The organism is Proteus sp. G2669, assembly GCF_009915245.1.
Classification (GTDB): domain Bacteria; phylum Pseudomonadota; class Gammaproteobacteria; order Enterobacterales; family Enterobacteriaceae; genus Proteus.
This window is the reverse complement of the sequence record NZ_JAABLX010000025.1, coordinates 195,366-217,881: the sequence shown is the minus strand read 5'-3', so window position 1 is coordinate 217,881 and position 22,516 is coordinate 195,366. Positions and strand designations below refer to the sequence as shown.

23 protein-coding genes and 1 pseudogene are annotated in these 22,516 nt (G+C 34.3%); all 24 read left to right on the top strand.

Features of this window, described 5'->3' with window-relative positions:
* Positions 1–75: 75 nt before the first annotated feature.
* A pseudogene (locus GWI68_RS07550) lies at positions 76–966 on the top strand (RHS repeat-associated core domain-containing protein); the annotation flags it as partial.
* Complete coding sequence (locus GWI68_RS07545; RefSeq protein WP_166539869.1) at positions 967–1,401, top strand: hypothetical protein; 435 nt, start codon at positions 967–969, stop codon at positions 1,399–1,401. It abuts the pseudogene before it with no gap.
* Between the two features lie 344 nt (positions 1,402–1,745).
* Positions 1,746–2,162, top strand: coding sequence for a hypothetical protein (locus GWI68_RS07540; RefSeq protein WP_166539868.1), 417 nt, complete (start codon positions 1,746–1,748; stop codon positions 2,160–2,162).
* 131 nt (positions 2,163–2,293) lie between these two features.
* Positions 2,294–3,511 carry a hypothetical protein gene (locus GWI68_RS20625; protein WP_347877518.1) on the top strand — a complete coding sequence of 406 codons (1,218 nt, stop codon included), beginning with the start codon at positions 2,294–2,296 and terminating at the stop codon, positions 3,509–3,511.
* Between the two features lie 120 nt (positions 3,512–3,631).
* Positions 3,632–3,961, top strand: a complete 330-nt coding sequence (locus GWI68_RS07530) for a hypothetical protein (RefSeq protein WP_166539867.1) — start codon at positions 3,632–3,634, stop codon at positions 3,959–3,961.
* Between the two features lie 189 nt (positions 3,962–4,150).
* Positions 4,151–4,474, top strand: a complete 324-nt coding sequence (locus tag GWI68_RS07525; protein ID WP_166539866.1) for a hypothetical protein — start codon at positions 4,151–4,153, stop codon at positions 4,472–4,474.
* A 206-nt stretch (positions 4,475–4,680) separates the two neighbouring features.
* The gene (locus GWI68_RS07520) at positions 4,681–5,289 is read left to right on the top strand and encodes an aminopeptidase (protein WP_166539865.1); all 609 of its coding nucleotides are present in this window, start codon (positions 4,681–4,683) and stop codon (positions 5,287–5,289) included.
* 13 nt (positions 5,290–5,302) lie between these two features.
* On the top strand, positions 5,303–5,773 hold the full coding sequence (locus GWI68_RS07515; RefSeq protein WP_166539864.1) for a hypothetical protein: 471 nt from the start codon (positions 5,303–5,305) through the stop codon (positions 5,771–5,773).
* Between the two features lie 53 nt (positions 5,774–5,826).
* Positions 5,827–6,318 carry a hypothetical protein gene (locus tag GWI68_RS07510; protein WP_166539863.1) on the top strand — a complete coding sequence of 164 codons (492 nt, stop codon included), beginning with the start codon at positions 5,827–5,829 and terminating at the stop codon, positions 6,316–6,318.
* Between the two features lie 57 nt (positions 6,319–6,375).
* Entirely contained in the window at positions 6,376–7,107 is a 732-nt protein-coding gene (locus GWI68_RS07505) for a hypothetical protein (protein ID WP_166539862.1), read from the top strand.
* Positions 7,108–7,454: 347 nt separating this feature from the next.
* The gene (locus GWI68_RS07500) at positions 7,455–7,937 is read left to right on the top strand and encodes a hypothetical protein (protein WP_166539861.1); all 483 of its coding nucleotides are present in this window, start codon (positions 7,455–7,457) and stop codon (positions 7,935–7,937) included.
* A 109-nt stretch (positions 7,938–8,046) separates the two neighbouring features.
* Positions 8,047–8,532: a hypothetical protein gene (locus GWI68_RS07495; RefSeq protein WP_166539860.1), complete on the top strand. Its 486-nt coding sequence runs from the start codon at positions 8,047–8,049 to the stop codon at positions 8,530–8,532.
* A gap of 746 nt (positions 8,533–9,278) precedes the next feature.
* Positions 9,279–9,776: a type VI secretion system contractile sheath small subunit gene (gene tssB / locus GWI68_RS07490; RefSeq protein WP_088494827.1), complete on the top strand. Its 498-nt coding sequence runs from the start codon at positions 9,279–9,281 to the stop codon at positions 9,774–9,776.
* Between the two features lie 20 nt (positions 9,777–9,796).
* Positions 9,797–11,275: a type VI secretion system contractile sheath large subunit gene (tssC, locus tag GWI68_RS07485; protein WP_166539859.1), complete on the top strand. Its 1,479-nt coding sequence runs from the start codon at positions 9,797–9,799 to the stop codon at positions 11,273–11,275.
* 5 nt (positions 11,276–11,280) lie between these two features.
* Positions 11,281–11,718 carry a type VI secretion system baseplate subunit TssE gene (tssE, locus tag GWI68_RS07480; RefSeq protein WP_166539858.1) on the top strand — a complete coding sequence of 146 codons (438 nt, stop codon included), beginning with the start codon at positions 11,281–11,283 and terminating at the stop codon, positions 11,716–11,718.
* A 1-nt stretch (position 11,719) separates the two neighbouring features.
* Positions 11,720–13,504: a type VI secretion system baseplate subunit TssF gene (gene tssF / locus GWI68_RS07475; RefSeq protein ID WP_166539857.1), complete on the top strand. Its 1,785-nt coding sequence runs from the start codon at positions 11,720–11,722 to the stop codon at positions 13,502–13,504.
* The gene (gene tssG / locus GWI68_RS07470; RefSeq protein WP_166539856.1) at positions 13,468–14,517 is read left to right on the top strand and encodes a type VI secretion system baseplate subunit TssG; all 1,050 of its coding nucleotides are present in this window, start codon (positions 13,468–13,470) and stop codon (positions 14,515–14,517) included. Before tssF ends, tssG begins: the two co-directional genes overlap by 37 nt.
* Before the next feature lie 5 nt (positions 14,518–14,522).
* Positions 14,523–15,764 (top strand): type VI secretion system-associated FHA domain protein TagH, encoded by a 1,242-nt coding sequence (gene tagH / locus GWI68_RS07465; RefSeq protein WP_166539855.1) that lies wholly within the window; start codon positions 14,523–14,525, stop codon positions 15,762–15,764.
* Between the two features lies 1 nt (position 15,765).
* A complete protein-coding gene (gene tssJ / locus GWI68_RS07460) occupies positions 15,766–16,320 on the top strand; it encodes a type VI secretion system lipoprotein TssJ (protein WP_166539854.1) in 555 nt (184 codons plus the stop codon).
* A gap of 2 nt (positions 16,321–16,322) precedes the next feature.
* On the top strand, positions 16,323–17,681 hold the full coding sequence (gene tssK, locus GWI68_RS07455) for a type VI secretion system baseplate subunit TssK (protein WP_166539853.1): 1,359 nt from the start codon (positions 16,323–16,325) through the stop codon (positions 17,679–17,681).
* Complete coding sequence (gene icmH, locus GWI68_RS07450) at positions 17,674–18,429, top strand: type IVB secretion system protein IcmH/DotU (RefSeq protein ID WP_166539852.1); 756 nt, start codon at positions 17,674–17,676, stop codon at positions 18,427–18,429. The genes tssK and icmH overlap by 8 nt, the downstream gene beginning before the upstream one ends.
* Before the next feature lie 9 nt (positions 18,430–18,438).
* Positions 18,439–21,075, top strand: coding sequence for a type VI secretion system ATPase TssH (tssH, locus tag GWI68_RS07445; protein ID WP_166539851.1), 2,637 nt, complete (start codon positions 18,439–18,441; stop codon positions 21,073–21,075).
* Positions 21,072–21,869 (top strand): Fis family transcriptional regulator, encoded by a 798-nt coding sequence (locus tag GWI68_RS07440; RefSeq protein WP_166539850.1) that lies wholly within the window; start codon positions 21,072–21,074, stop codon positions 21,867–21,869. Before tssH ends, GWI68_RS07440 begins: the two co-directional genes overlap by 4 nt.
* Positions 21,866–22,516, top strand: coding sequence for a type VI secretion system-associated protein VasI (vasI, locus tag GWI68_RS07435; RefSeq protein WP_166539849.1), 651 nt, complete (start codon positions 21,866–21,868; stop codon positions 22,514–22,516). The genes GWI68_RS07440 and vasI overlap by 4 nt, the downstream gene beginning before the upstream one ends.

The following is a 22,516-nucleotide window of genomic DNA, read 5'->3' as shown; positions in this document are numbered from 1 at the left end:
TAAAGTGGTCGATAATCGCCCTATTCCCCTCCCCCCAATTCACCCTTTAAAAATAAACGTATTTAGCGTATTGATTACCTGTGGTCTGGCGATCAAATGGTGCAAAAAACCCCGATTTATGCCGATGGTACGCCCGCTTATGATCCGCAAATTCAGTGGCTTTATCAACCCGACGAAATTACCCCAACAGCCCGTTATCAACGTGAAAAACTGCATTATGTCGTCACTGACCATCAAGGCTCGCCACGAGAAATCTTTAGCGAAAAAGGCATTGTTAGCTGGGCAGGACGGTTAAATACCTGGGGGCAAATGGCCTTTTGGCAATCGAATGATGATTATGCCGATAATGACCCTGAATATACCGAATGTCATTTTCGATTTGCGGGGCAATATGAAGATAAAGAAAGTGGCTTGTATTACAATCGCTTTCGCTACTATGATAAGGACACAGGGCAATATATTTCACCTGACCCTATCGGATTATTAGGTGGCTTTAATCCGTATGGGTACGTGCATTGTCCTACTGGGTGGGTTGATCCATTAGGCCTTAGTGGCTTATTTACAGGATCGACTTTTACAGGACCTTCAGGCATTACTTATACTGTCTATCAACAACCTATTGACTGGGATTTAAACGTTAATACACGAGATGGTGTAAAAACTAACCTTCAAATAGTTCTTGAAGATGGTCGAAGTCCTATGGTGGTGAAAAATGGTAAATATGAGATCGTGAGTCTACATCACTCTAAACAAAATGGCTTAGGGCCTTTATTTGAGTTATCAACACCAACGCACGAACAATATAGATATAGTAATGCTTTACATCCACATTTACTGGATGCTCACCCTATCAATCCTGTAGATCGTAATCTTTTTGATGCAGATTGGAAAGCTTACTGGAAGCAAAGAGCTGGAGAAGAACTCAATCGTAGAAATCTGATTAATTGCTGTAAAAAAGGAGGGTAAATGTTAACCCCTAAATTGATTGATTATTTTAAAAATAAAAATTGGTGGTTTGATGAACCCTCAAATGAGTACCGTGGTGCCTTGTTGAGTATTAATGTTGATATTAACTCTGATTTCGCACAGTTTTATTTACATGTTGAAGATTGCCCAACATTTTTAGGCCGAAATAGAGAGATCTATCAAATTGGTTGGTTTTTAATTAATAGTAATAGTTATCCATTAAGTATTGAAAGAACACATAAAGCATTAAAAATGCCAGAAGAATATTTGCCACTAGATAATTTTGAAGGTGAATACGGCTATTTTTATAATCAAAAAACTGGAGAAGTTATTGGATTAGGTTTAGGCAAAGAAATTCACGATTTTATGTCTGGTACTTTGAAGCCGCAATGGTCTAGTTTTAGTGATTTTTTAGAGTTTTTCTTTGATATTTAAACGCAGAGGCCAGAAAATCATCCAATCTTCTGGCTTCTTCGTTGTTAAGAGCCGCTCAGTTTACCTTTTAACCGCTGATATACTCTGCCATCAGCTCGCGCATACTGTGCCGTATGGCGGTTAGCTGCGCTGGCTGTTGTTGGTTTTCTTGATAAATTTGGTAGATACGGAGCTCATACAACATATACAGGGGGAGTATCAAAATCATCTGCTCAAGCACATAGACAGTTAATTCAAATGGCAAAATTAGCTCAAACCAAATCAGGCTATTTTAATGCTATAAAAGAATGGTCAGGAAAACACCTTCCTTTTGGACAATATAATTTACCTCGAGGTTTTTGGGAATGAACGAATATACAACTATAGCTGTATGGGTTGCTGAATCTATTTCAAATAAAAAAATAAAAGATCTTTTTAAAATTAGCAATAATGATATTAAATTAAAGATAGATTTCAAAATAGATAATGGTAGTGATTTTTTTGATGATGAACACCTAATTATCTTATCTACAGAAGAATTAGATTACACAGGAAAAAAAATAGATGAAATTGGTAATAACGAACTAGTTTCGGATTTTTGGCCTCAAGTTGAAAAAAAATTACGAAAAATGAAAATTGATAAAATAAACTTTGTTCTTGCTGTTCCTGATTTTAACTATAGGGGAAAAATAAAACTTGTAGATAAAATTATTTTTGTTGGTAATTTTAAATATAAAGAAACCATGGATGATGTTTTGGAATATTTCACTAAAGGATTTTAATTATCTATTAGCTTATTAATCAAATTATTTGAAAATGGATTATCTCTTTAACACGACTCAAAAACGTCATCAACGCCACCGGCGATGTCTATTCTTATGAGCGTGATAAAGCCGGTCAAATTATTCGTGAAGTGGATTTTGCAGGACGTGAAATCCAATATCGCGATGACCGCTTAGGGCGACGTATTGCGACTCGTTATCCTGATAATCATGAACTCCGTTATCATTATGATGAGACAGGATTAGTCACCGAACAAAGCATTTGGCTTGCTGATGATATTGAGAATAAATGCCTTTCTACCACCACGTATCAATACAATGAACGTTTACAACTTATTCGTGCCACCAATCCTGATTCGGTGGTGGAATTTGAGTATAACGACCGAGGGCATTTATGTTGCGAGCGTATTAATGGACAAGAGATTACGTATCAATGGGATGAGGAGCACGATATTCTCACCCAAACCCGCTTTGGTGAGCGTGAGCTTAATTATACCTTTGGTCAACTCCATGAACTGACCTCGCTGCAAGTCAATCAACATGCGCCCTTACAATTTAGTTATAACGCCTTAGGCCAAGAGTTTTTACGCCAAAGCCAAGCGGGTTTTGCTAACTCCAGCCATTACACCGCCACTGGGTTATTAGCGCATCAACGTGCTGGACGGGGAACGGAGTCCTTTTTACAGTCATTACACGATAATCCGCTTCAACCACCGATGTCGACCGATGTTCATCGAGGTTATCAATACGATAAAGCCTTTAATCTGGTCAATATCGATGATGCTCGCTGGAACCGTACACAATACCGCTATAACGCCAACGACCAAATTATTGAAACGCAATATAGCAACCAGTTTGAACGCCAAAGCGAGAAGTTTCAGTACGATAACAATCTGAACATCACAGAGCATCAGTTTATTCCATCTGATGCGCAAGGTGCGTTTTTACAACTGGCGCAGCAGCAACAAAAAGGCCGTGCCACTCGCCGTATCACCGCCAAAGGTTATCAAGATTATCACTACGATATTAATGGCCGATTAACCCAAAAAGTGGTTCATCAACACAGTTTTCGAGCAAAAACATGGTATTACCAATGGAATACACTTAATCAACTTATTGCCTATTTTAATCCTGAAGGAGAATGCTGGCGTTACACTTACGATGCTTTTGGCAGAAGGCTTAGTAAAAGTAAGGTAGTCAATAATCGCCCTATTACACCGCCCTATTCATCCTTTAAAAATAAACGTATTCAGCGTGTTGATTACCTGTGTTCTGGCGACCAAATGGTGCAAGAAATCCAGATTTATGCCGATAACAATACTGAATATCATTTTTATTTTACTGAGTAATATGAAGATAAAGAAAATGAGCTATATTACAATCATTATTTCTACTATGATGAGGACACGAAAAAATATATTTTACCTGATCATGCAAATTATTAAGAAACAAACAGGGATTTAAATTTAATGGACAAAATAAATATATATATTGACATGCTTAACAAGGTATTATCCTATATAAGAAACATTCAAACCCTGTCTGCCTTAAAAAAAGCATTAGACAAGACTTGTTATCAAGAAGCAGAATTGTTGCATGATATTGTCAAATCACTATCCTATCCACAAATGACTGAGCATGATGTATATTTTCTTAATCACCATGCTCGTTATTATTTAGAAAATGCTAGCCCACAACATTTCAACAACTACAATTCTCATAAAAAAAACATTAAATTATTATTTAAATTAGTTCCGGGAAATTTAAAAGATAAACTTGAATGGGATGGGCCAGAATGATTCAACTATAAACGAATATATTCATGCATTAAATTATCATTTGATATATGATAACTTCTTTGCTTAAGATTAAGTGTAGAAAACAGTAGTTATAATATTTTACCGCTTATATATCTTATTAAAAATATTGTTGATATTATGAATATAGAAAAAATAAGCTCTATTTTAAAATAAAATGATTGGTGTGATATGGAAATATGTGGCTTCCATAAAAATGATCTAATCGTTAAAGGATGTTTGGATATAACAGACCAAAATTATTTTATTGAATTAAAATTTGGAAATGTAAGCTATATTGATGCACCGCTGTCATGGACGATAGATACAACAAATGGAGAATTTATAAAAGTTACTGATAGAATACATTTTCTAGAACACTCGCCAAACTACCAAAAATATTTTCATCTAGGTGGAAAGTATTCATTTTCATTTTTAGCAGCGTTTTTTTCTTCAAAAGAATGGGTACATATAATTGCAGACTCTATTGAATATAAAATAATTGTTCAGGGATAAATTTTCATGTAAATTAAAGAAATTTAATAAAGAAAATAATAAAAATACACAACTAGGATTTTTACATGAACAGTGTAATTTTATAATAAAAAACCATTATAAGACTTGATTTTTATAAAAATCAGATGAACTTAATAACTTTAACTTATCGGACTATTATCTAGTTATAATACAGCCTGTTCTTAATTAGTCACCATTGGATTAATATGGAAAACAGAATTTATAAGATTAAAGAAAAATGTGATGAAATTCTTTCATTTAATTTGTGGTTTAATTTAAATGAATCTTTTTTTTGGCCGATTATAGAATTGATAGATATTGATAGCGATTTCCTTATAAATTTATACAGTACAGTTGAAGATAAATATCTTGAAATTTTATATCATGACACTATTATCATCCCTGTTATAGAATCCGTTCAAAGTGAAAGTTTTGTTAATTATATTAAAAAACTAAAAAACAAACTTACTTTAATTGATGATCTTTTCATTTATGATATAGAGTCAGCGTTATTTATTAATTACGATAAATCAAAAGATCCTCTAAGTGTAAATAAATTTAATAAAATTTATATGAAATTAAAAAATATCATTGTACAATCTTATAATGAGGTTTTTAGTGAAAAACAGATTATAGAAACATTAGAATCTATCATAAATTTTTCAGAAAATAATCCACATGAGTATTTTAATTACATTCATGCTTACTGGTTAAGCCAATATTTTAATAGAGCATGTGGGATCATCAGTCATTCTAAAAAAATAGAATTTTATAAAAAAAGTTTATCAGAAATTTTTCCAAATGGTTATTTTTAATATGCTATAAATTATGAAAAATCCAACTAACCCCATCCAAAAAAAATGGATAAATAATCAGCTAATCGGGCTGGATCTTGTTTATGAGCCTTCTGGATTGATAAGATTTATCGACATTGATTTTATTGATAATCCTCAATTAATACATTCCTATCAAAAGGAATATTTCCTTTCATATAAAGGTGAAACAACTGTCGATAACTTGCTTCAAAGTGATGATGATCTTTGGTCTGAAATTCAGATAAATAATAAAATATTGATTGATAATAAATACATTCTATTATGTGGTGAAGGTGAAATCGGTAGTGATGGTTTTATTGTAAAAACAGATATAAATAATAATATATTATGGTTTTTATATTCAACAACTTCAAACCCATTTATAAGTATAGAACGAAAAGAAAATATAGTTTATTTTCAATCAACTTCTAATTTTTTTGTTAAATTTAATTTAATTAATAGCAATATTTTTATAGAGAATTAAAATAAAATATTTTGTTTTAATAGTAATATAAATTATTTATCAAAGGTACCATTATGATGCTATCAGAAAGTATAAAAAAAGATCTAATTGAAGAAAGAAAAAGAATAATATCTCCCTGTTTTGAGAAAAACAATAATAACTTCATCATGAGATACACAACTTATTGTAATGAAAAAAATAGCAGCCAAATAGCTAACATAGCAAAAAATATATTATTATTAATACAAAAATATAGTTTTTCAAAATGGCCAACAATTGACGAATGGTATTCTATTCTACCTAAAGAATTTATTAATTCTTTTTTAAATTCTACTACCCCCGATGATTGGAGCCTAGATGATTGGTTATATTGGTTAGAGCCTGAAAATAGATTTTGGTTTTTATGGAGAATAAATGAAATTGATATTGAAAATTTGGAAATAGAGATTATCATTTATGAGCATCCATATCCTTGGGAATCATTAGAAGTTTTATTTATGAAATTGGGTACTAGTGAATTAAAAGAAGTGGATAGTGTACTCTGTTTAAAAAATAATCTTTTATAAAGTTTTCATTACATGATACCTTGTATTACTTTAGAGTTGGATTTTAATTAAAAAACAATGAAAGAAATTAATAGCATCTATTATATACATATCAATAATATAAGAATAACCTCTAGTGATAACCTCTATTTTTATAACTTAAGTGAAGAAAATAACCAAACATTTCAAATTTTATTAATTAAACAACCAAACCTAAAGGTAAATAGGGATATAATAATAAGAGAAGAAGATATCATTGATATCTCTTTTTATATAAATAACATCTGTATTTATGAGTTAAGCGGTTATATATTAGAAAATGAAGTAAATTTAAAGAAAGAAAATCCTTTTTTATTATTAATGAAAACAACAGATTTTCCACCATTAACTGTTTCTACCATTTTGAAAGAGTGGGCAGATGGAAATGAAATTTTTTACTGGAAAGATAATAGATGTAAAGAGGCTAAAAGCTTATGGTTAACCTCATGTCTATATTGGCAACAGCTTTTTCCTAAGAACAAGCAAACATCTATTGATGTTAACTTAAATTTAGATAACGTTAATAATTATCTTGATTTTTTCTGTATGCTAGGAGAAGAATTCTGGGGAAGAAAAGGCTATATTGGTAGAGATTTTCACGGATTTGATGATCAACTAAGTGAGTTACATGCTAAGACGAATATTTATATCAAAGATGAGAAAAAATTAAAATTATTTTTAGAGAGAATAAGCCCTTGTAGTTATAATTATTATGATGTCTTTATAGAGATTTTACTAAAAAATAATTGTAATATAATTAAAATTAACTAAATACTAAACCAGAGGAACTTAAAGTGCCAGCACTGTCTGAATATATTAATGTTTATAATACTGCTTTAAATATTTTAGATCAAAAAGGATATCGCGCTTAGTATGATGAAAAAATTCGAACCTATTATGCTGAAAAAGAGGGATGGGATTTTATTAGTGATACTCCTTGTGGATTATTGGGAGTTGTTGCAATTTATGAATTTAAATCTCTGGATAAATTTCAAGTTGATTGGTGGAAAGATGATGAAAAAAATTCATATCGAAATATATCTAAAGAAGCACCAGAATATACTTCTATTATTCATGAATAAGTTATAAATAACTTTATAGTTTAGGATATAAAACATTTGGATACTTTATATTGCTATGATGATGATTTATTAATTATACTCTATGCTTATCTTCGGCAAACAGATTTATCTATTGCTAGAGGATTATGTGATAAATGGGAAAACGCAACAATATTTCTACAAGAAAAATCATTGACGGATAAATTAACACTTCAATTAGAAGAAATTGAAAAGAAAAAACATAATAATACCTTCTCTTATTTATATATAAAAACAGTTAAAAAAGGATATTTAACTCATACAGAAGTATTGAATATTCTTTGTTTATTAAAGAGTACTAAAGAACTTATCTATGATAAATCATGCAAAATATATACATTAAGTCGATTGAGAATGGAATTAGCTAATTATTCATGCTTAGTTAGAAAAAGAATACAAAACAAGCAACTACGCACATTAGCAGATCATGTAGAACATTATAATCAAAGCTATTACTATACTTTTTATTCTATTGATCAAATTATTAGTACTAGTAAATAACAAAAGGCTCAACAATTATTACTCTTTAAGACTCATCCTCATAGCAACTTTATTCTCAGTTGATTAAATTATACTAAGACTATTAGCAATAAATACCTTATTATCCCCTATGATTAAATACGAAAAAAATAATACAATTATCATAAATAACGATATCTACTTAACTCCTATCTGTACCCTGAAAGATATCATCACTTCCCTTTATTCTTGGGAAAAATGGATAACCAACTCCCAAGGCGAAACTGTTGCTTATCGGCTAGTTTTAGGTAAAGCGAAAAACCGATATGGTCGGTTATTTTTAGTCACTCATTTTACATCACCCGCAAATGAAAACGCCTTGCTCAGTTCATGGTACTTGGCACCCGAAAAATTAATGGATGGAATACAAAATAGCCCTAAAGGAAAAATAACCCACAATCTAAAACAATGGTTTCACCAAGAAACCAGAATGAAGCTCCCGATTGCAAGTCAAAAAATGCATATCGGCGTATCTTACGATCCGTGGAATTGTTCAGGCTCTATCGTCTGCCACTATCGTTCAGACTTCAATAGTGATATCGAATGGAAAACATTCCATAAACAAAATAAAAGATAATGGTAACGGGTAAATTACCTTTATTTAAGTTAAATATCATATTTTCAATAAATCAGAGATAAGTAATATATCATTTAAAATCTTACTAATTATATTCAAAATGACTTAAGAATTCTTTCTTGTTTTTATCAAACAATTTCACTTAATATTATTTCCTTATATTAAATTTAACTTTCAACCATAACAATAACGCTAGGTTACATTATTTTTACTTATATCACAGTTCTATTTTTCATCAAAACAAACATTAAATATAAAAAAATAAAATAAATAACCAACCAGAAATTAAAGTAAAATTAACGTTAAATTTCTTATGGTTATAGAGATTCGGAATAAATAATTCATAGTGAAATTTATATTTTCCATATTTGCAATTTAAATTAAATATAAATTAATTTATCCCTATCGAGTTGCATAATATGAGTAAAATAGATGAAAAAACTTACTTATAAAGTTAAATCATTATATTTAAATTAAATACGATACTAATTAAATGTAATGAAAAGTAAAAAACATTAAATATTTCTTATTGACTCAAGTACGGTTTTATATAAAACTAAATGCATATATTAGAAAAAATTACTTATTATTTTATTTTTAGTTATTATTTTATTTCTACCAGGAAAATTAAACTCATATAAGGTAATTACATTATTGCCTAGGATAGGTATTTCTTAATTTAAATTATTCATCAATACGCTGAGTATTTAATTAAGAACTTAAGCTAAATAAGGAGCTTAGTTTAAATGAGTAAAAATACTCTTGGTAGTGTTGCGCCCAAAGAACGTATTAATATTAAATACATTCCTAATGATGGTGGTGTTCAATCTGAAGTCGAATTACCTTTAAATATGCTTATTGTGGGCGATATGAAAGGAAAAACGGAAGAAACCCCCATTGAAGATCGTAAAACCATTTCGATTAACCAGAACAACTTTAATTCTGTTATGGAAAGCGCCGGTATTAATCTAAATATTGCGGTTCCAAATGCATTAGATGAAAAAAGTGAATCTGATCTTAACGTCAATTTAGAGATTAAATCACTACAAGATTTTTCTCCTGATAATATCGCACGCCAAGTTCCTGAGCTAAAAAAACTATTAGAACTAAGAGAAGCGCTCGTTGCGCTAAAAGGTCCTCTTGGCAATATTCCTGCTTTTAGAAAACGTCTGCAAGAGCTTCTGGAAAATGAAGCCACACGCGAACAGTTACTCAAAGAGCTCGATATTGCTAGCCAAAAATAATATTTACAGAGGATTATTCTATGTCTTTAGTTAATGAAGCCCAACAAGAGCAGGTAATAACATCTGGTGGCTCTTTACTTGATGAAATTATGGCGCAATCTAGAATGTCGCCAGAAACCGAAGCTTATGATATTGCCAAACAAGGTGTTGCAGCCTTTATTAGTAATATTTTTGCTAACCCATCAGAAGAAGAGCCGATCAATAAACTGCTAATTGATAAAATGCTTGTTGAGCTAGACACTCAACTAAGTGCTCAAGTCGATCAAATTTTACATGCGCCAAAATTTCAAGAAATTGAGTCTTCATGGCGTTCATTAAAATTACTTGTTGATCGTACTGACTTTCGTGAAAACATTAAAATCAATATCTTACATGCGACAAAAGAAGAATTATTAGAAGATTTTGAATTTTCACCTGAGATTGTACAATCAGGCTTTTATCAGCACGTTTACTCTTCAGGCTATGGTCAATTCGGTGGTGAACCTGTCGCGACTGTGATTGGTAACTATGCCTTTAATAACACCACGCCTGATCTGAAATTAATGCAGTACGTCAGTGCTGTGGGCGCAATGGCTCATGCGCCATTTATTTCATCTGTTTCACCTAATTTCTTAGGCATTAATAGCTATGCTGAATTACCAGCTATTAAAGATTTGAAATCAGTATTTGAAGGTCCTGCTCACACAAAATGGCGTTCATTGCGCGAATCTGAAGATGCACGTTATTTAGGTTTAACAGCACCTCGTTTCTTAGTGCGCTTACCTTATTCACCTACTGAGAATCCAATTAAGTTATTTAATTACTCTGAAGATGTGAAGCAAGATCATGAGCATTACTTATGGGGTAATACTGCTTTCTTATTAGCAAGTTGTATTAATGATAGCTTTGCAAAATATCGCTGGTGTCCAAATATTATTGGTCCTCAAAGTGGCGGTACTGTTAGTGATTTACCTGTGCATAATTTTGAAGCAATGGGTGAATTACAAACTAAAATTCCAACAGAAGTTTTAGTTACTGACAGACGCGAATTTGAATTAGCAGAAGAAGGTTTTATCACTTTAACCATGCGTAAAGGTAGTGATAATGCCGCATTCTTCTCTGCAAACTCAGTACAAAAACCGAAAAACTACCCTAATACGCGTGAAGGAAAATTAGCAGAAACTAACTATAAGTTAGGAACTCAGCTTCCTTACATGTTTATTATCAATCGATTAGCACACTATATTAAAGTACTACAGCGCGAACAAATTGGCTCATGGAAAGAGCGTCAAGATCTTGAGCGAGAGCTTAATATCTGGCTAAAACAATATATTGCGGATCAGGAAAATCCACCAGCAGACGTTCGTAGTAGACGCCCTCTTCGCTCAGCTCAAATCCAAGTTCTTGATGTTGATGGTGATCCAGGTTGGTATCAAGTGGCTATTCAAGTTCGCCCTCATTTTAAATATATGGGTGCAAACTTTGAATTATCACTTGTTGGTCGCTTAGATAAGGAATAAGTGCAATGACAGCTCTATATAATTTGGAAGATAACCCCGCTTCCAGTTTATTTGAGCGCATACAAGGGAAGAGCGTAGGCTCTTCCCAACGCGCCAAAATCCAAGCGTTGCTCATGTCAATTAAGCAAAATTTAAATCAGGTTTTAAATAGTAGACCTTTAGGTTGCCAAAGTACTCCCGCTTTAGGCGTTCCTGATTTAAATGATGCGACATTAACAGGAGTCGATTTCAAGGTTCATTTATCCAATATTATTGCGGATTGCATTACTACTTATGAACCAAGAATAACTAATGTCACAGTTCATTTTATAGAAAATGAAGCAGAACCATTGTCACTGCAATTTAGTATTACTGCTTTTATCTTATTAGAAAATCAAAAGCAATTTATTGAATTTAACGTGCAATTAGACAGCAACCGTAGATACCAATTGACGCAATTTTAATATGTCTTCAAATCACTATTTTGATAATGAATTAAGCTATCTCGATAAGCTTGAGCAGTATGTTGCAACTGAAAAACCGCAACTTATTAATCAAATATCTGAAAAAGTGCGTGATCCTGATGCCGCACGCCTTTTAGATGGTATTGCTTATTTATCAGGTAATTTACGAGAACAGATAGATAGACAATTTCCTGAACTAACAAACAGTTTAGTGAATATGCTATGGCCTGCTTACGCACGTCCATTTCCTAGTATGACAGTTATGGAATATCGAACAGAGCCATCTCAAGAACACGCTATTAAAATAGCCAAAGAGCAAGCGTTTATTAGTCGCCCATTATATGTTCAAAATGACTTGGCTCAAAATGATGATGATAATTGGCATCAATGCCAATTTACACAATGTCGCGATTTGTGGGTTCTCCCCATGCAAATAACACGTATTACTCAAAATAAAGATACATTGGATATTCATTTTTCTCTAAACCAATTACAGTCGCTAGTAGCAGTTGGCTTAGAGAAACTGTGTATTTACCTTAATGGGCTCTCTTATACAACGACCCAATTATTTTATTTATTAAATAGCAAAATCAAGAAAGCAAAAATAACTACAGTTAAACATCAAATTACATTAGAACATTTTTCTGTTGAGCCTATTGGCTTTCATGCTGAAGACTCCCTTTTACCTTATCCTAAAAATAGCTATGAAGGATATCGCTTATTACAGGAGTATTTTTGTTTTCCTGAAGCATTTTTGTCTCTTGCCATAAAGGGATTAGACAATCTCCCTCCTGCCTTAAGGTCGGATGCTTTTACATTATCAATTCAATTTGAATGTGATATTCCAGAAGCAATGCTTATCACTGAAGAGAGTATCAAGATTAATTGCGTACCTGCAGTTAATTTATTTAAATCTGAGAGTGAGGCAATTAATTTAACGGGAAAAGAAACGGAATATGTTCTGAATAAAAGCCATAAAAAACAAGATTGCTATGATATTTTTTCAATAAATACCATTCAAGGTTGGCGTTATATTCCTAATCAGAAGTCCTATATTACTCGTTACACTGCTTTTGAAAGTTTTCATCATCAAAATAATCACGAAAACCCAGAAAGAACAGGCTATTATCGCTTAAAAATCGCACACCATAAATCTAATTATGGTTATCAACATACCTTGTCTTTTGTACGAAATAATGAAGAAAATTTACTCAACTGTGAAGAGAGTATTTCAGTCTCAATGAACTGTACTAATCGTACTTTAGCCTCTTCATTGTCGTCTCATTCAATAAAATTTGATGAATATACTGCTATTGCTGGCATTTCATCTACCAGTAATATTATTAAGCCAACAAAAGCGCTTTATCCTTTATTAGGAAATACGCTGTATTGGTCTGAGTTGACTAATTTATCCATTAATTATCAATCTTTATTAAGTTTGACGGCACTTAAACAAATTTTACAATTGTATGATTTTAAAGCGAGTTTTTTTCAACAATCTGCACGTCAGTCTCAAAAGTGTCTTGATGCAATCACTGATTTAAAAACAGAGTCTATCGAATACTTATATAAAGGTTTGCCTGTAAGAGGTGTGAAAACAACATTATCGATACATCAAAATGCCTTTATTTCAGAAGGCGCCATGTATCTATTTTGTTCTGTATTAGCACAATTTTTCACCCTTTATACCAGCGTTAATATGTTTCACGAATTGGAAGTTATTAATTTAGATAATAAGGAAATTTATCTTTGGCCAGCGAAAATAAACCAGCAAATACTCAAATAATAGATATTGATAAAATACAAAGCTGGCTAAATAAAAAAGCGGGCAAATCTGTTACTGAATATAGTTTCTATCAATTAGTTGAGTTGCTTAATAAATTGCATTCTCAAAAAACAGCATTCAATAATGAAAATTTTATTCAGTTTAGATCAAGTGCTAATACGGCATTTCCAACTCGAGATGTTGTTTCCTTGCGCCAAGATGAACAAGGTAAGTTTGATTTAGAAGTCTCTTTTTTAGGATTACATGGTAGTCAATCACCATTACCCGGTTATTACCTTGATCATTTCGCGTGGGAAGAGGCTCAACAAGCAAATCAATTAACGGATTATCTTAATTTATTTAATCATCGCTTAGTCACATTACTTCATCGTATATGGCGTAAATATCGCTATTACATCTGTTTCGAAGATGGTGGCCATGATGCATTTTCTCGTTATATGTTTTCACTTGTGGGATTAGGAAGTGAAACCAATCGTGGCATGATGAATATCAACCACAGCAAAATGCTTGCTTATGCCGGATTACTTGCGAGTCCAAGTCGTTCTCCTGATGTTATTTGTAGCTTAATTTCTCACTGTTTTGATTTAGAAAAAGTTGAATTGATCGGATGGGAAATACGCAAAGTGCCTATCCCAGAAGATCAACAAAACCGTTTAGGGATTATTGCTCGTCATTCAGGGCAGAAATCTCGACCTAAAATGGTTTTAGGTGAAAATTTTAATATTGGCTCTCACATCTATGATTGTAATGGAAAATGCACCATTGAAATCAGTGAATTATCTATTGAACGCTATATGTCATTTCTTCCCAATGGCAAAGATTTTTTGTCACTCATTACTTTTGTTTCTTACATCATGCACGAGCAACTTGCGTGGGATTTACGCCTACGTATTGCGGACAAACAAACGAATGGTATTTGCCTAGGCAGAGCGCAACACAATCAATTAGGTTGGCAAAGCTTTCTAGGAAAACCTGAAGCCAATCCCAGTGTGACAATGACTATTTTGGAATAATATTTATGGATAATTATTTACCCACAATCTCTTTTCGCTTAATCAATAGTGAGTTGCTTGAAAGTGGCTATGTGCCAAATAGTCAATTTACCCAGCTTGGTGGCACAATTGGTAGTAGTAAACAATCTCACTGGGTAATACAAGATACTCAATCTTCTATTGCTGCCACACAATGCGCTATTGTTTGGCAAGATAAGCAGTTTTGTTTAAAAACGCTTTCAGAGCCTATTTATATTAATAATGCCCTGATCCCCATAGATATTGGCGCTGTTTGTTTATCTCAAAGCGATCAAATCAGGATCGGTCAATTAGTCTTGTCCGTTAATATTAATTTAACGCAAAACGACAAACAGGATCTTATGGCAATGACACCACAATCTTTGATTGTGACTGATGATAATCCGCTAGATCCCTTACTACAAAAGAACACGCCCCCTGCTTATAAAACAGAAAATTATATGCCTTTAGCCCCAACGGTTTCAGGTGCTATGACGCATGATCCATTAAAAGCCCTTGAAAGCGAAAGCCTAGAGCTTATTCAGTCATCATCTTCTAACTCACACCACCACTCGCTTTCTTCGCCTCATTCAGATAATCAGGGAGCTTTTATGGTTCAAGAATTTATGGATTTACCCGAAATGACATCCCAGGATAATGAGATAAATACAGATATTGACTATGTTGCAATTAATCCATTAATGAAAGGGTTAGGTGTACACCTTAACTTGCAAAACTCTCAGCAAGCGAATGATTTTCTCATTGAGTTAGGAAAAACAACGCAATCAGCAATTAAAGGTTTATTGGCATTACAACAGCAAGAAAATTTACAAGATAAACAATTGCGACCAATCGAAGATAATCCTCTTCGTTTAAATAACCAATATGACAGTGTAATGCGCTTAATGTTTACGGACGAACGTAGTCCAGTGCATTTATCTGCACCTTCAGCAGTGGCGGAAAGCCTACATAATGTGCAACTACATTATCATGCCAATCAAGAGGCTATTTCAGCTGCATTAGCTACCTTACTAGATGCATTTTCGCCAGAGCATTTATTAAAACGCTTTTCTCATTATCGCCGTGGTTACGATAACAATCCGAATGACAGTGCTTGGGCTTGGGATATGTATACCAATTATTACAATGAGTTAGCATCATCTCGCCAAAAAGGTTTTGAGAAGCTATTTTACGAGGTTTATACCCACGCTTATGACCGAGCCTTAAGAAAAGGGCTTGATGAGGTGTGATATGTCGATAAAAACACTCACGACTTATCTCTTTCTTATTTTTGCAAGCACTCAACTTAGTGGGTGTAGTGGCCCTATTGAAGCAATATCAAAAATAGGCAAAGTCATGTGGGATCCTTCAACGCCCGTAGGAGCAGAAAAAGAACAACCTTCAGTCGTTGCATTCACATTATTAGCGGAGCCTGAAATCAATCCTAACGATCAAGGAGAGGCAACCCCTGTTCAATTACAAATTGTTTATATGAATGAAGATTCGATCTTTGCCTCTTTAGATCAAGACCAAATTATTGAAGAAAATTGCGATCTGAAAAAGCTATTAAAAAGAAATTATATCGATCACCAAGATTACACTCTTTTGCCTGATCAATATAAGCCTCTCGATCTCATTGAATTGGATAAAAAGAATAAGTATATCGGGATCATTGCTTATTACTCTGATGTCAATATTACTCAATGGAAAAAAGTATTGAAAATCAATGGAATTGGTCGTCATTACAATCTACTAGTCCATATCAAAGAAAATGAAATTGAATTTAGAAAAGAAGAGGAACAATAACAGTGTCAACAAAAAATAAAGTGATATGGCATGAAGGGTTGTTTATTAAACCTCAACATTTTCAGCAACAGCAACGTTATCAAGATTATATTATTGAAACGCTGATAAAAACCTATCACGCTCATTACTATGGCCTGAGCCAACTAACGCTAAATACTGAATTATTAAATCTTGGTCGTATTGGACTGAAAGAAGCCGCCGGCATTATGCCTGATGGCACGCTATTTTCTATTCCACAACAAGATAACCTTCCTTCACCTATTGATATTTCACAAATTCATGAAGGCAGTGACAATGTTGTTTATTTAGCATTGCCATTACAAAACAGTACAGTCAGTGAAATCTCTCATTCCCATAATGGCAATCATTTGTTAGCCCGTTATAGCGAGGTGTTAACACAAGTACGTGATTTGCATACTGAGAATGGGGATATTAGCCAGCTTAATATTGCGAAGCTCAATCCTATTTTAAAATTAGGGAAAACAGAGTTAGACGCTTATGTAATGCTTCCAATTTGCAAAATAAGAGAAATCAGTGCTGATGGGAGTTTAGTTCTAGATAAAAACTTTATTCCTACCTGCTTAAACTCAAGAATTTGCCCTATTTTATCGGAATTGCTAGCTGAAGTTGAAGGCGCATTATTTGAACGAGGTCGCCAAATAGCCGAAAGAATTGGCTCTCCAGGTCAGCAAGGAATTGCCGATGTGGCTGAATTTATGATGCTACAGCTACTTAATCGCGCTTATCCTCAATTTTCACATTTATCTAAACAGACAGTGGTTCATCCAGAACAGCTTTTCAGGGAACTATTGCAATTTAGTGGCGAAATTCAAACATTTACTAATGGCTCCCGTTTGCCTGATAAATTACCGATTTATCGTCACTATGATTTAGCATCAGGCTTTTTGCCTCTGATTAAATCTATTCGACAAGCATTAAGTGTTGTTTTAACACCAAGAGCCGTGCCGATCCCATTACAAAAACAAGAACATGGGATTCGAGTTGCGACAATTCATGATAGACAACTTCTGCAAAGTGCTGAATTTATTATTGCAGTGCGCGCTCAGTTACCTCAAGAGCAACTGCGCCGACAATTCGCACAACAGGCTAAAGTGACTTCAGTGAATCAAATCCGTGATTTAGTCAGTGTTCAGATGCCGGGGGTTGGTTTTATTGCTCTATCAACAGCACCTCGCCAGTTGCCTTATCATTCAGGCTATACCTATTTCCGCTTAGATCCACAAGGTGAGTCTTGGGCTGATATACAAAAACACGGAAATATTGCATTTCACGTATCAGGACAATTCCCTGAACTTGATATTCAACTTTGGGCAATAAGAAGTGGAACCCAACATGAGTGATCAATCATTAATCCAAGAGATCGCTGAAAAAAAAGTGAGCCATAAATCATATCAATTGCCATTACGCGGTAACAACATCAATCCAATGATTGATGTCGCGACACCGTTGCTGGGTATGGTGATCAGAATGAAATCAATGTCAGCAACACCATTATCAGACAAACTTTTTCAGCAAGTTGTGACTGACATTCAAGCCATTGAACAACAACTTCAAACTCACGGTTATGAGCCGGGCGCCATTGTTTCATTCCGCTATGTGTTATGCACATTTATTGATGAAGCAGCATTAGAATTAGGCTGGGATCAAGATAACGATTGGGTAAAACAATCCCTGTTAGTTCATTTTCATAATGAATCATGGGGTGGTGAAAAGGTTTTCGTATTAATAGAACGCTTATTAGGTGAGCCTAAACGCTACCTCGATTTATTAGAGTTTATTTATCTCTGCTTATGCCTTGGCTATCGCGGTCGCTATAAAGTCAGCAATGGCTATGGGGATGACTTTAATAAATTACTTCGCCAACTTCAAAAACAAATCCAACAACTTAAAGGCGATCCTCAGTCTGTTATTTTATATAAAGAAAATGGCAATAAATCACATCAATATCGTTTAGGACAACGCTTTGGTGTTCGTTATATCGCCATTGGCTCACTGATCTTCGCCACCATTATTTACACTATTTATGCTTCTAGATTGAGACATCAAACTCTCAATATTTTGGAACAGCTTAATACACTTCTTAGCTAGGACGCCATTATGATCCAGATTGATCTCTCAACATTAGTTAATAGACTTCACCCTATTGCTAAACATGCTTTAGAAAATGCGGCTGCGTTTTGTGTAAGCCACCAGCAACTCAAAATTACAGTAGACCAATTATTACAACAACTGCTGGAAACACCACTGACGGATATCCGTACTATCTTTAATAAAGTTGATATCAATCCCACCGAATTAACTGAGCTTTTAAATCTCCACACAGTACAACAACAGAGCGTGACACAAAGTTATCCTAATTTTTCACCTCTATTAGTCGAATGGCTAAAAGATAGCTGGCTATTGGCTTCAGCAGAACTTAGCCATAATGAATTACGCTCAGGCGCTTTGTTACTCACTTTATTGCAAATGCCCCATCGTTATCTCTCAAAAGCAGCAGTTGAATTACTCTCTCAAATCAATAGAGAGCAACTCAAGCTCAACTTTGATGAGTGGACTCTGACATCAGCAGAAGCACCAATAACAGAAGCTAATAAATCATCCAATCGTCATGTTCAATCGGACTCTATGCTTGCGCGTTTTACACAAAACATGACGCAACAAGCAAGAGATAACCAGCTAGATCCTGTTTTATGTCGCGACCATGAAATTGATTTAATGATTGATATTCTCTGTCGTCGTCGGAAAAACAACCCCGTAGTAGTTGGTGAAGCAGGTGTGGGTAAAAGTGCCTTAATTGAAGGGTTAGCTTTGCGTATTGTTGCGGGTGATATTCCCGAAAAACTCAAAGAATGTGAGTTGTTAACTCTAGATTTAGGTGCATTACAAGCAGGCGCGGCTGTTAAAGGGGAATTTGAAAAACGCTTTAAAGGCATTATGCAAGAAGTGGCACAATCACCGACTCCTATTATCTTATTTATTGATGAAGCCCATACCTTGATTGGAGCTGGAAATCAGCAAGGTGGCTTAGATATTTCCAATTTGCTAAAACCTGCATTAGCCCGTGGTGAATTAAGTACCATTGCCGCAACCACATGGAGTGAATATAAAAAATACTTTGAAAAAGATGCAGCGTTAGCGCGCCGTTTCCAACTCGTTCAAGTCAAAGAGCCCACCGCAGACGAAGCCATTATTATTATGCGTGGATTGCGCTCTATTTATGAAAAAGCACATCACGTCTTTATTGATGATGAAGCACTTTGTGCATCAGCACAATTAAGTGAACGCTATCTTTCAGGACGCCAACTTCCAGATAAAGCCATTGATGTACTTGATACCGCTTATGCTCGTGCTGCTATCAACCTTTCAACTCCGCCTAAACAGCTATCAGCATTAAAAACGCAACGCCATCAAATCAAGATAGAACGTGATGTATTAACCCGTGAACAGCAAGTAGGTTTAAAAGATCATTCAGAGCGTTTGGCGATATTAGAAAATCAGTCTATTGAGATTGAAACACAAATTGAAATGCTTCAACAAGCGTGGGGAAAACAGAAAAATATTGTTCGTGAAATTATCAAATTACGGTCAACTTTATTATCAATATTAACTAAATCACTTGAAGAAGAAGCAAACAATGAAAGTATTGAAAATAACAATGATGAGCTGAAATCTCGATTAAATGCACTAAATGAAGAGCTAAATGAATTACATCAACACTCTCTATTGGTCTCTCCTCATGTCGATAAAAAACAAATTGCTGCCGTGATTGCGGAATGGACAGGAGTACCTCTTAATCGCTTATCACAAGATGCATTACAAGTAGTGACAGAGCTACCAACCTACCTTGAACAAAGTATTAAAGGCCAATCACTTGCAATCAAACATCTTCATAAGCATTTATTAACAGCGCGTGCCGATTTACGCCGTTCAGGCCGTCCATTGGGGGCATTCTTATTAGCCGGGCCAAGTGGTGTTGGTAAAACAGAAATAGTAATTCAAATTGCTCAGTTGATGTTTGGCGGAACACAATATCTCACCACGATCAACATGTCAGAGTTTCAAGAAAAACATACTGTTTCTCGCTTAATTGGTTCACCACCAGGTTATGTAGGTTATGGTGAAGGCGGAGTATTAACCGAAGCTATTCGCAAAAAGCCTTATTCCGTTGTACTACTGGACGAAGTAGAAAAAGCACACCCCGATGTTTTAAATCTGTTTTATCAAGCCTTTGATAAAGGAGAATTAGCCGACGGTGAAGGTCGTGTTATTGACTGTAAAAACGTTGCATTTTTCCTAACGTCTAATTTAGGTGATCACGTCATTATGGCTAATGCCGACAAACCGGATGAATTGCATGATGCGCTCTATCCCGAATTAACCACCTTCTTTAAACCCGCCCTTTTAGCGCGTATGGAAGTGATCCCATTCTTACCGCTAACGCAGATTATTCTCAAAGAAATTATTGATCACAAACTAACACGTTTAACTCAATTACTTACACAACGTTTTCATGCAGAGATCAAGCTGGAAGAGACCGTTTCCGATGAAATATTACAACGCGCTTCACGAGCAGAAAACGGTGCAAGAATTTTAGAATCCATTATTGATGGTGCGTTATTACCCCCTCTTTCACTTCTTCTGTTGCAACACAGTGCAAAGAATGAAGATATCAGGACGATACGGTTATCAACACAAGATAACCAATTCATTGCAGAGGTAAATGTAGAACTATGAAGCACAGACTGAAAAATGCGCTCTCTCTCTTAACTTGTTTAGATGTGGACTCACTGATCAGCCAATTTCTTGAGCTGAGTATGCCTCGTAGTCCATTCAGCGCACTCATTGTTTCAATGATTAATAAATCAGAGAATCGCTTAGAGAGCTGGAGTATTGATCTTAGTGAAAAAGTAGAGAAAAAACATTTGGATGTCGATATTACAGAAGCGGATCACCCGTTGATCCAGCTTCTATCACAACCACAACCTATTCTCTGGAATGATCTAAAACAAGGCAGTTATATTAGCGATCATGCTTTACAGCAATTTATCGCCAAACAACCCGTGCATTGTGGGCTATTTAGTATTCCCTTTGTTGATCTTAATAATAAACCTTACGGGCTAATTATTATGTTAGGGGAAGATCTCGATGAAATGGTTTATGAGCAAGGTATTTTTTCTATTTACTGCAATGTATTTCATCATCAATTAAAAAGCATTTTGGCATTTTCTCAATCACAACAGAAAATTGCTGATCTGCAATATCTATTGAAATTACAACAAGAAAAAGAAGAGAAAATTAACCAGACGTTACGTTCATTATCTGTATCGAATTTAACTCCAACACAGATTCCAATTCATTCTTTTGCTGAGGTAAACGATCTTACTTTAGCTACTGAACGTTATGAGGCGTCAATTCTGCGTTACCAACAAGAAAACAATAATGATGATCTCAATTTAATCGCTGAAAATTTAAATATTTCAAAGCGTTCGCTTTTATATAAATTAAAAAAATATGGGTGTCTTAAATGATTTATTCACAACCAGTTTATTTCATTTTTCTCGCTCTCTTCTCAATAAGTCACGTTTTTGCACAAGAGCAAGAAAATAAAACCAACCTTACTGAACACGCTCTCTTTGAGTGTCGTGAAGAGACATCTCAACTTATGCGTTTATCTTGCTATGACCAAATTAACGTTGGAAATAAACCCATTTCTACTGTTGATGTAAGTGCGATGGGCGATATTTGGCGTTTAGCGCTAGAGCATGAAATGAAACGTGAAAATCACACCGCTGGGTTTATGGTCACAGCTCATAATAAAGGTACTTATCCCGTTATTATGACCATCCCAGCAATGGGATATCAGCCACCTCGCCCTATTTTAATGCTCAGTTGTATCGACAACATTACTCGTATGCAAATTGCGTTACCCAAAAAACAAATTGCAGGAAGTATCCAACTCATCACGGACAAAACACAACTAAGTAGCGAATGGTTTCTACGAGAAGACGGTTATTTGCTTGAAGCAAGTCGCGGCATACTCGGCATTGATGAAATCAAACAACTACTTTCCAGCACAAAACTAACCATCAAATTAGCGAATGATGAGCAATTAACCTTTAATATTTCAGGCATTAACGAAGAGATAAAACCTCTGCGTTCCGCCTGTCATTGGTGA

Excerpts from the sequence above, each read along its gene's own strand:
- GWI68_RS07545 (WP_166539869.1), top strand. The coding sequence starts at position 967 with ATGTTAACCCCTAAATTGATTGATTATTTTAAAAATAAAAATTGGTGG.
- GWI68_RS07540 (WP_166539868.1), top strand. The coding sequence starts at position 1,746 with ATGAACGAATATACAACTATAGCTGTATGGGTTGCTGAATCTATTTCA.
- GWI68_RS07530 (WP_166539867.1), top strand. The coding sequence starts at position 3,632 with ATGGACAAAATAAATATATATATTGACATGCTTAACAAGGTATTATCC.
- GWI68_RS07525 (WP_166539866.1), top strand. The coding sequence starts at position 4,151 with ATGGAAATATGTGGCTTCCATAAAAATGATCTAATCGTTAAAGGATGT.
- GWI68_RS07520 (WP_166539865.1), top strand. The coding sequence starts at position 4,681 with ATGGAAAACAGAATTTATAAGATTAAAGAAAAATGTGATGAAATTCTT.
- GWI68_RS07515 (WP_166539864.1), top strand. The coding sequence starts at position 5,303 with ATGAAAAATCCAACTAACCCCATCCAAAAAAAATGGATAAATAATCAG.
- GWI68_RS07510 (WP_166539863.1), top strand. The coding sequence starts at position 5,827 with ATGATGCTATCAGAAAGTATAAAAAAAGATCTAATTGAAGAAAGAAAA.
- GWI68_RS07505 (WP_166539862.1), top strand. The coding sequence starts at position 6,376 with ATGAAAGAAATTAATAGCATCTATTATATACATATCAATAATATAAGA.
- GWI68_RS07495 (WP_166539860.1), top strand. The coding sequence starts at position 8,047 with ATGATTAAATACGAAAAAAATAATACAATTATCATAAATAACGATATC.
- tssB (WP_088494827.1), top strand. The coding sequence starts at position 9,279 with ATGAGTAAAAATACTCTTGGTAGTGTTGCGCCCAAAGAACGTATTAAT.
- tssC (WP_166539859.1), top strand. The coding sequence starts at position 9,797 with ATGTCTTTAGTTAATGAAGCCCAACAAGAGCAGGTAATAACATCTGGT.
- tssE (WP_166539858.1), top strand. The coding sequence starts at position 11,281 with ATGACAGCTCTATATAATTTGGAAGATAACCCCGCTTCCAGTTTATTT.
- tssF (WP_166539857.1), top strand. The coding sequence starts at position 11,720 with ATGTCTTCAAATCACTATTTTGATAATGAATTAAGCTATCTCGATAAG.
- tagH (WP_166539855.1), top strand. The coding sequence starts at position 14,523 with ATGGATAATTATTTACCCACAATCTCTTTTCGCTTAATCAATAGTGAG.
- tssJ (WP_166539854.1), top strand. The coding sequence starts at position 15,766 with ATGTCGATAAAAACACTCACGACTTATCTCTTTCTTATTTTTGCAAGC.
- icmH (WP_166539852.1), top strand. The coding sequence starts at position 17,674 with ATGAGTGATCAATCATTAATCCAAGAGATCGCTGAAAAAAAAGTGAGC.
- tssH (WP_166539851.1), top strand. The coding sequence starts at position 18,439 with ATGATCCAGATTGATCTCTCAACATTAGTTAATAGACTTCACCCTATT.
- GWI68_RS07440 (WP_166539850.1), top strand. The coding sequence starts at position 21,072 with ATGAAGCACAGACTGAAAAATGCGCTCTCTCTCTTAACTTGTTTAGAT.
- vasI (WP_166539849.1), top strand. The coding sequence starts at position 21,866 with ATGATTTATTCACAACCAGTTTATTTCATTTTTCTCGCTCTCTTCTCA.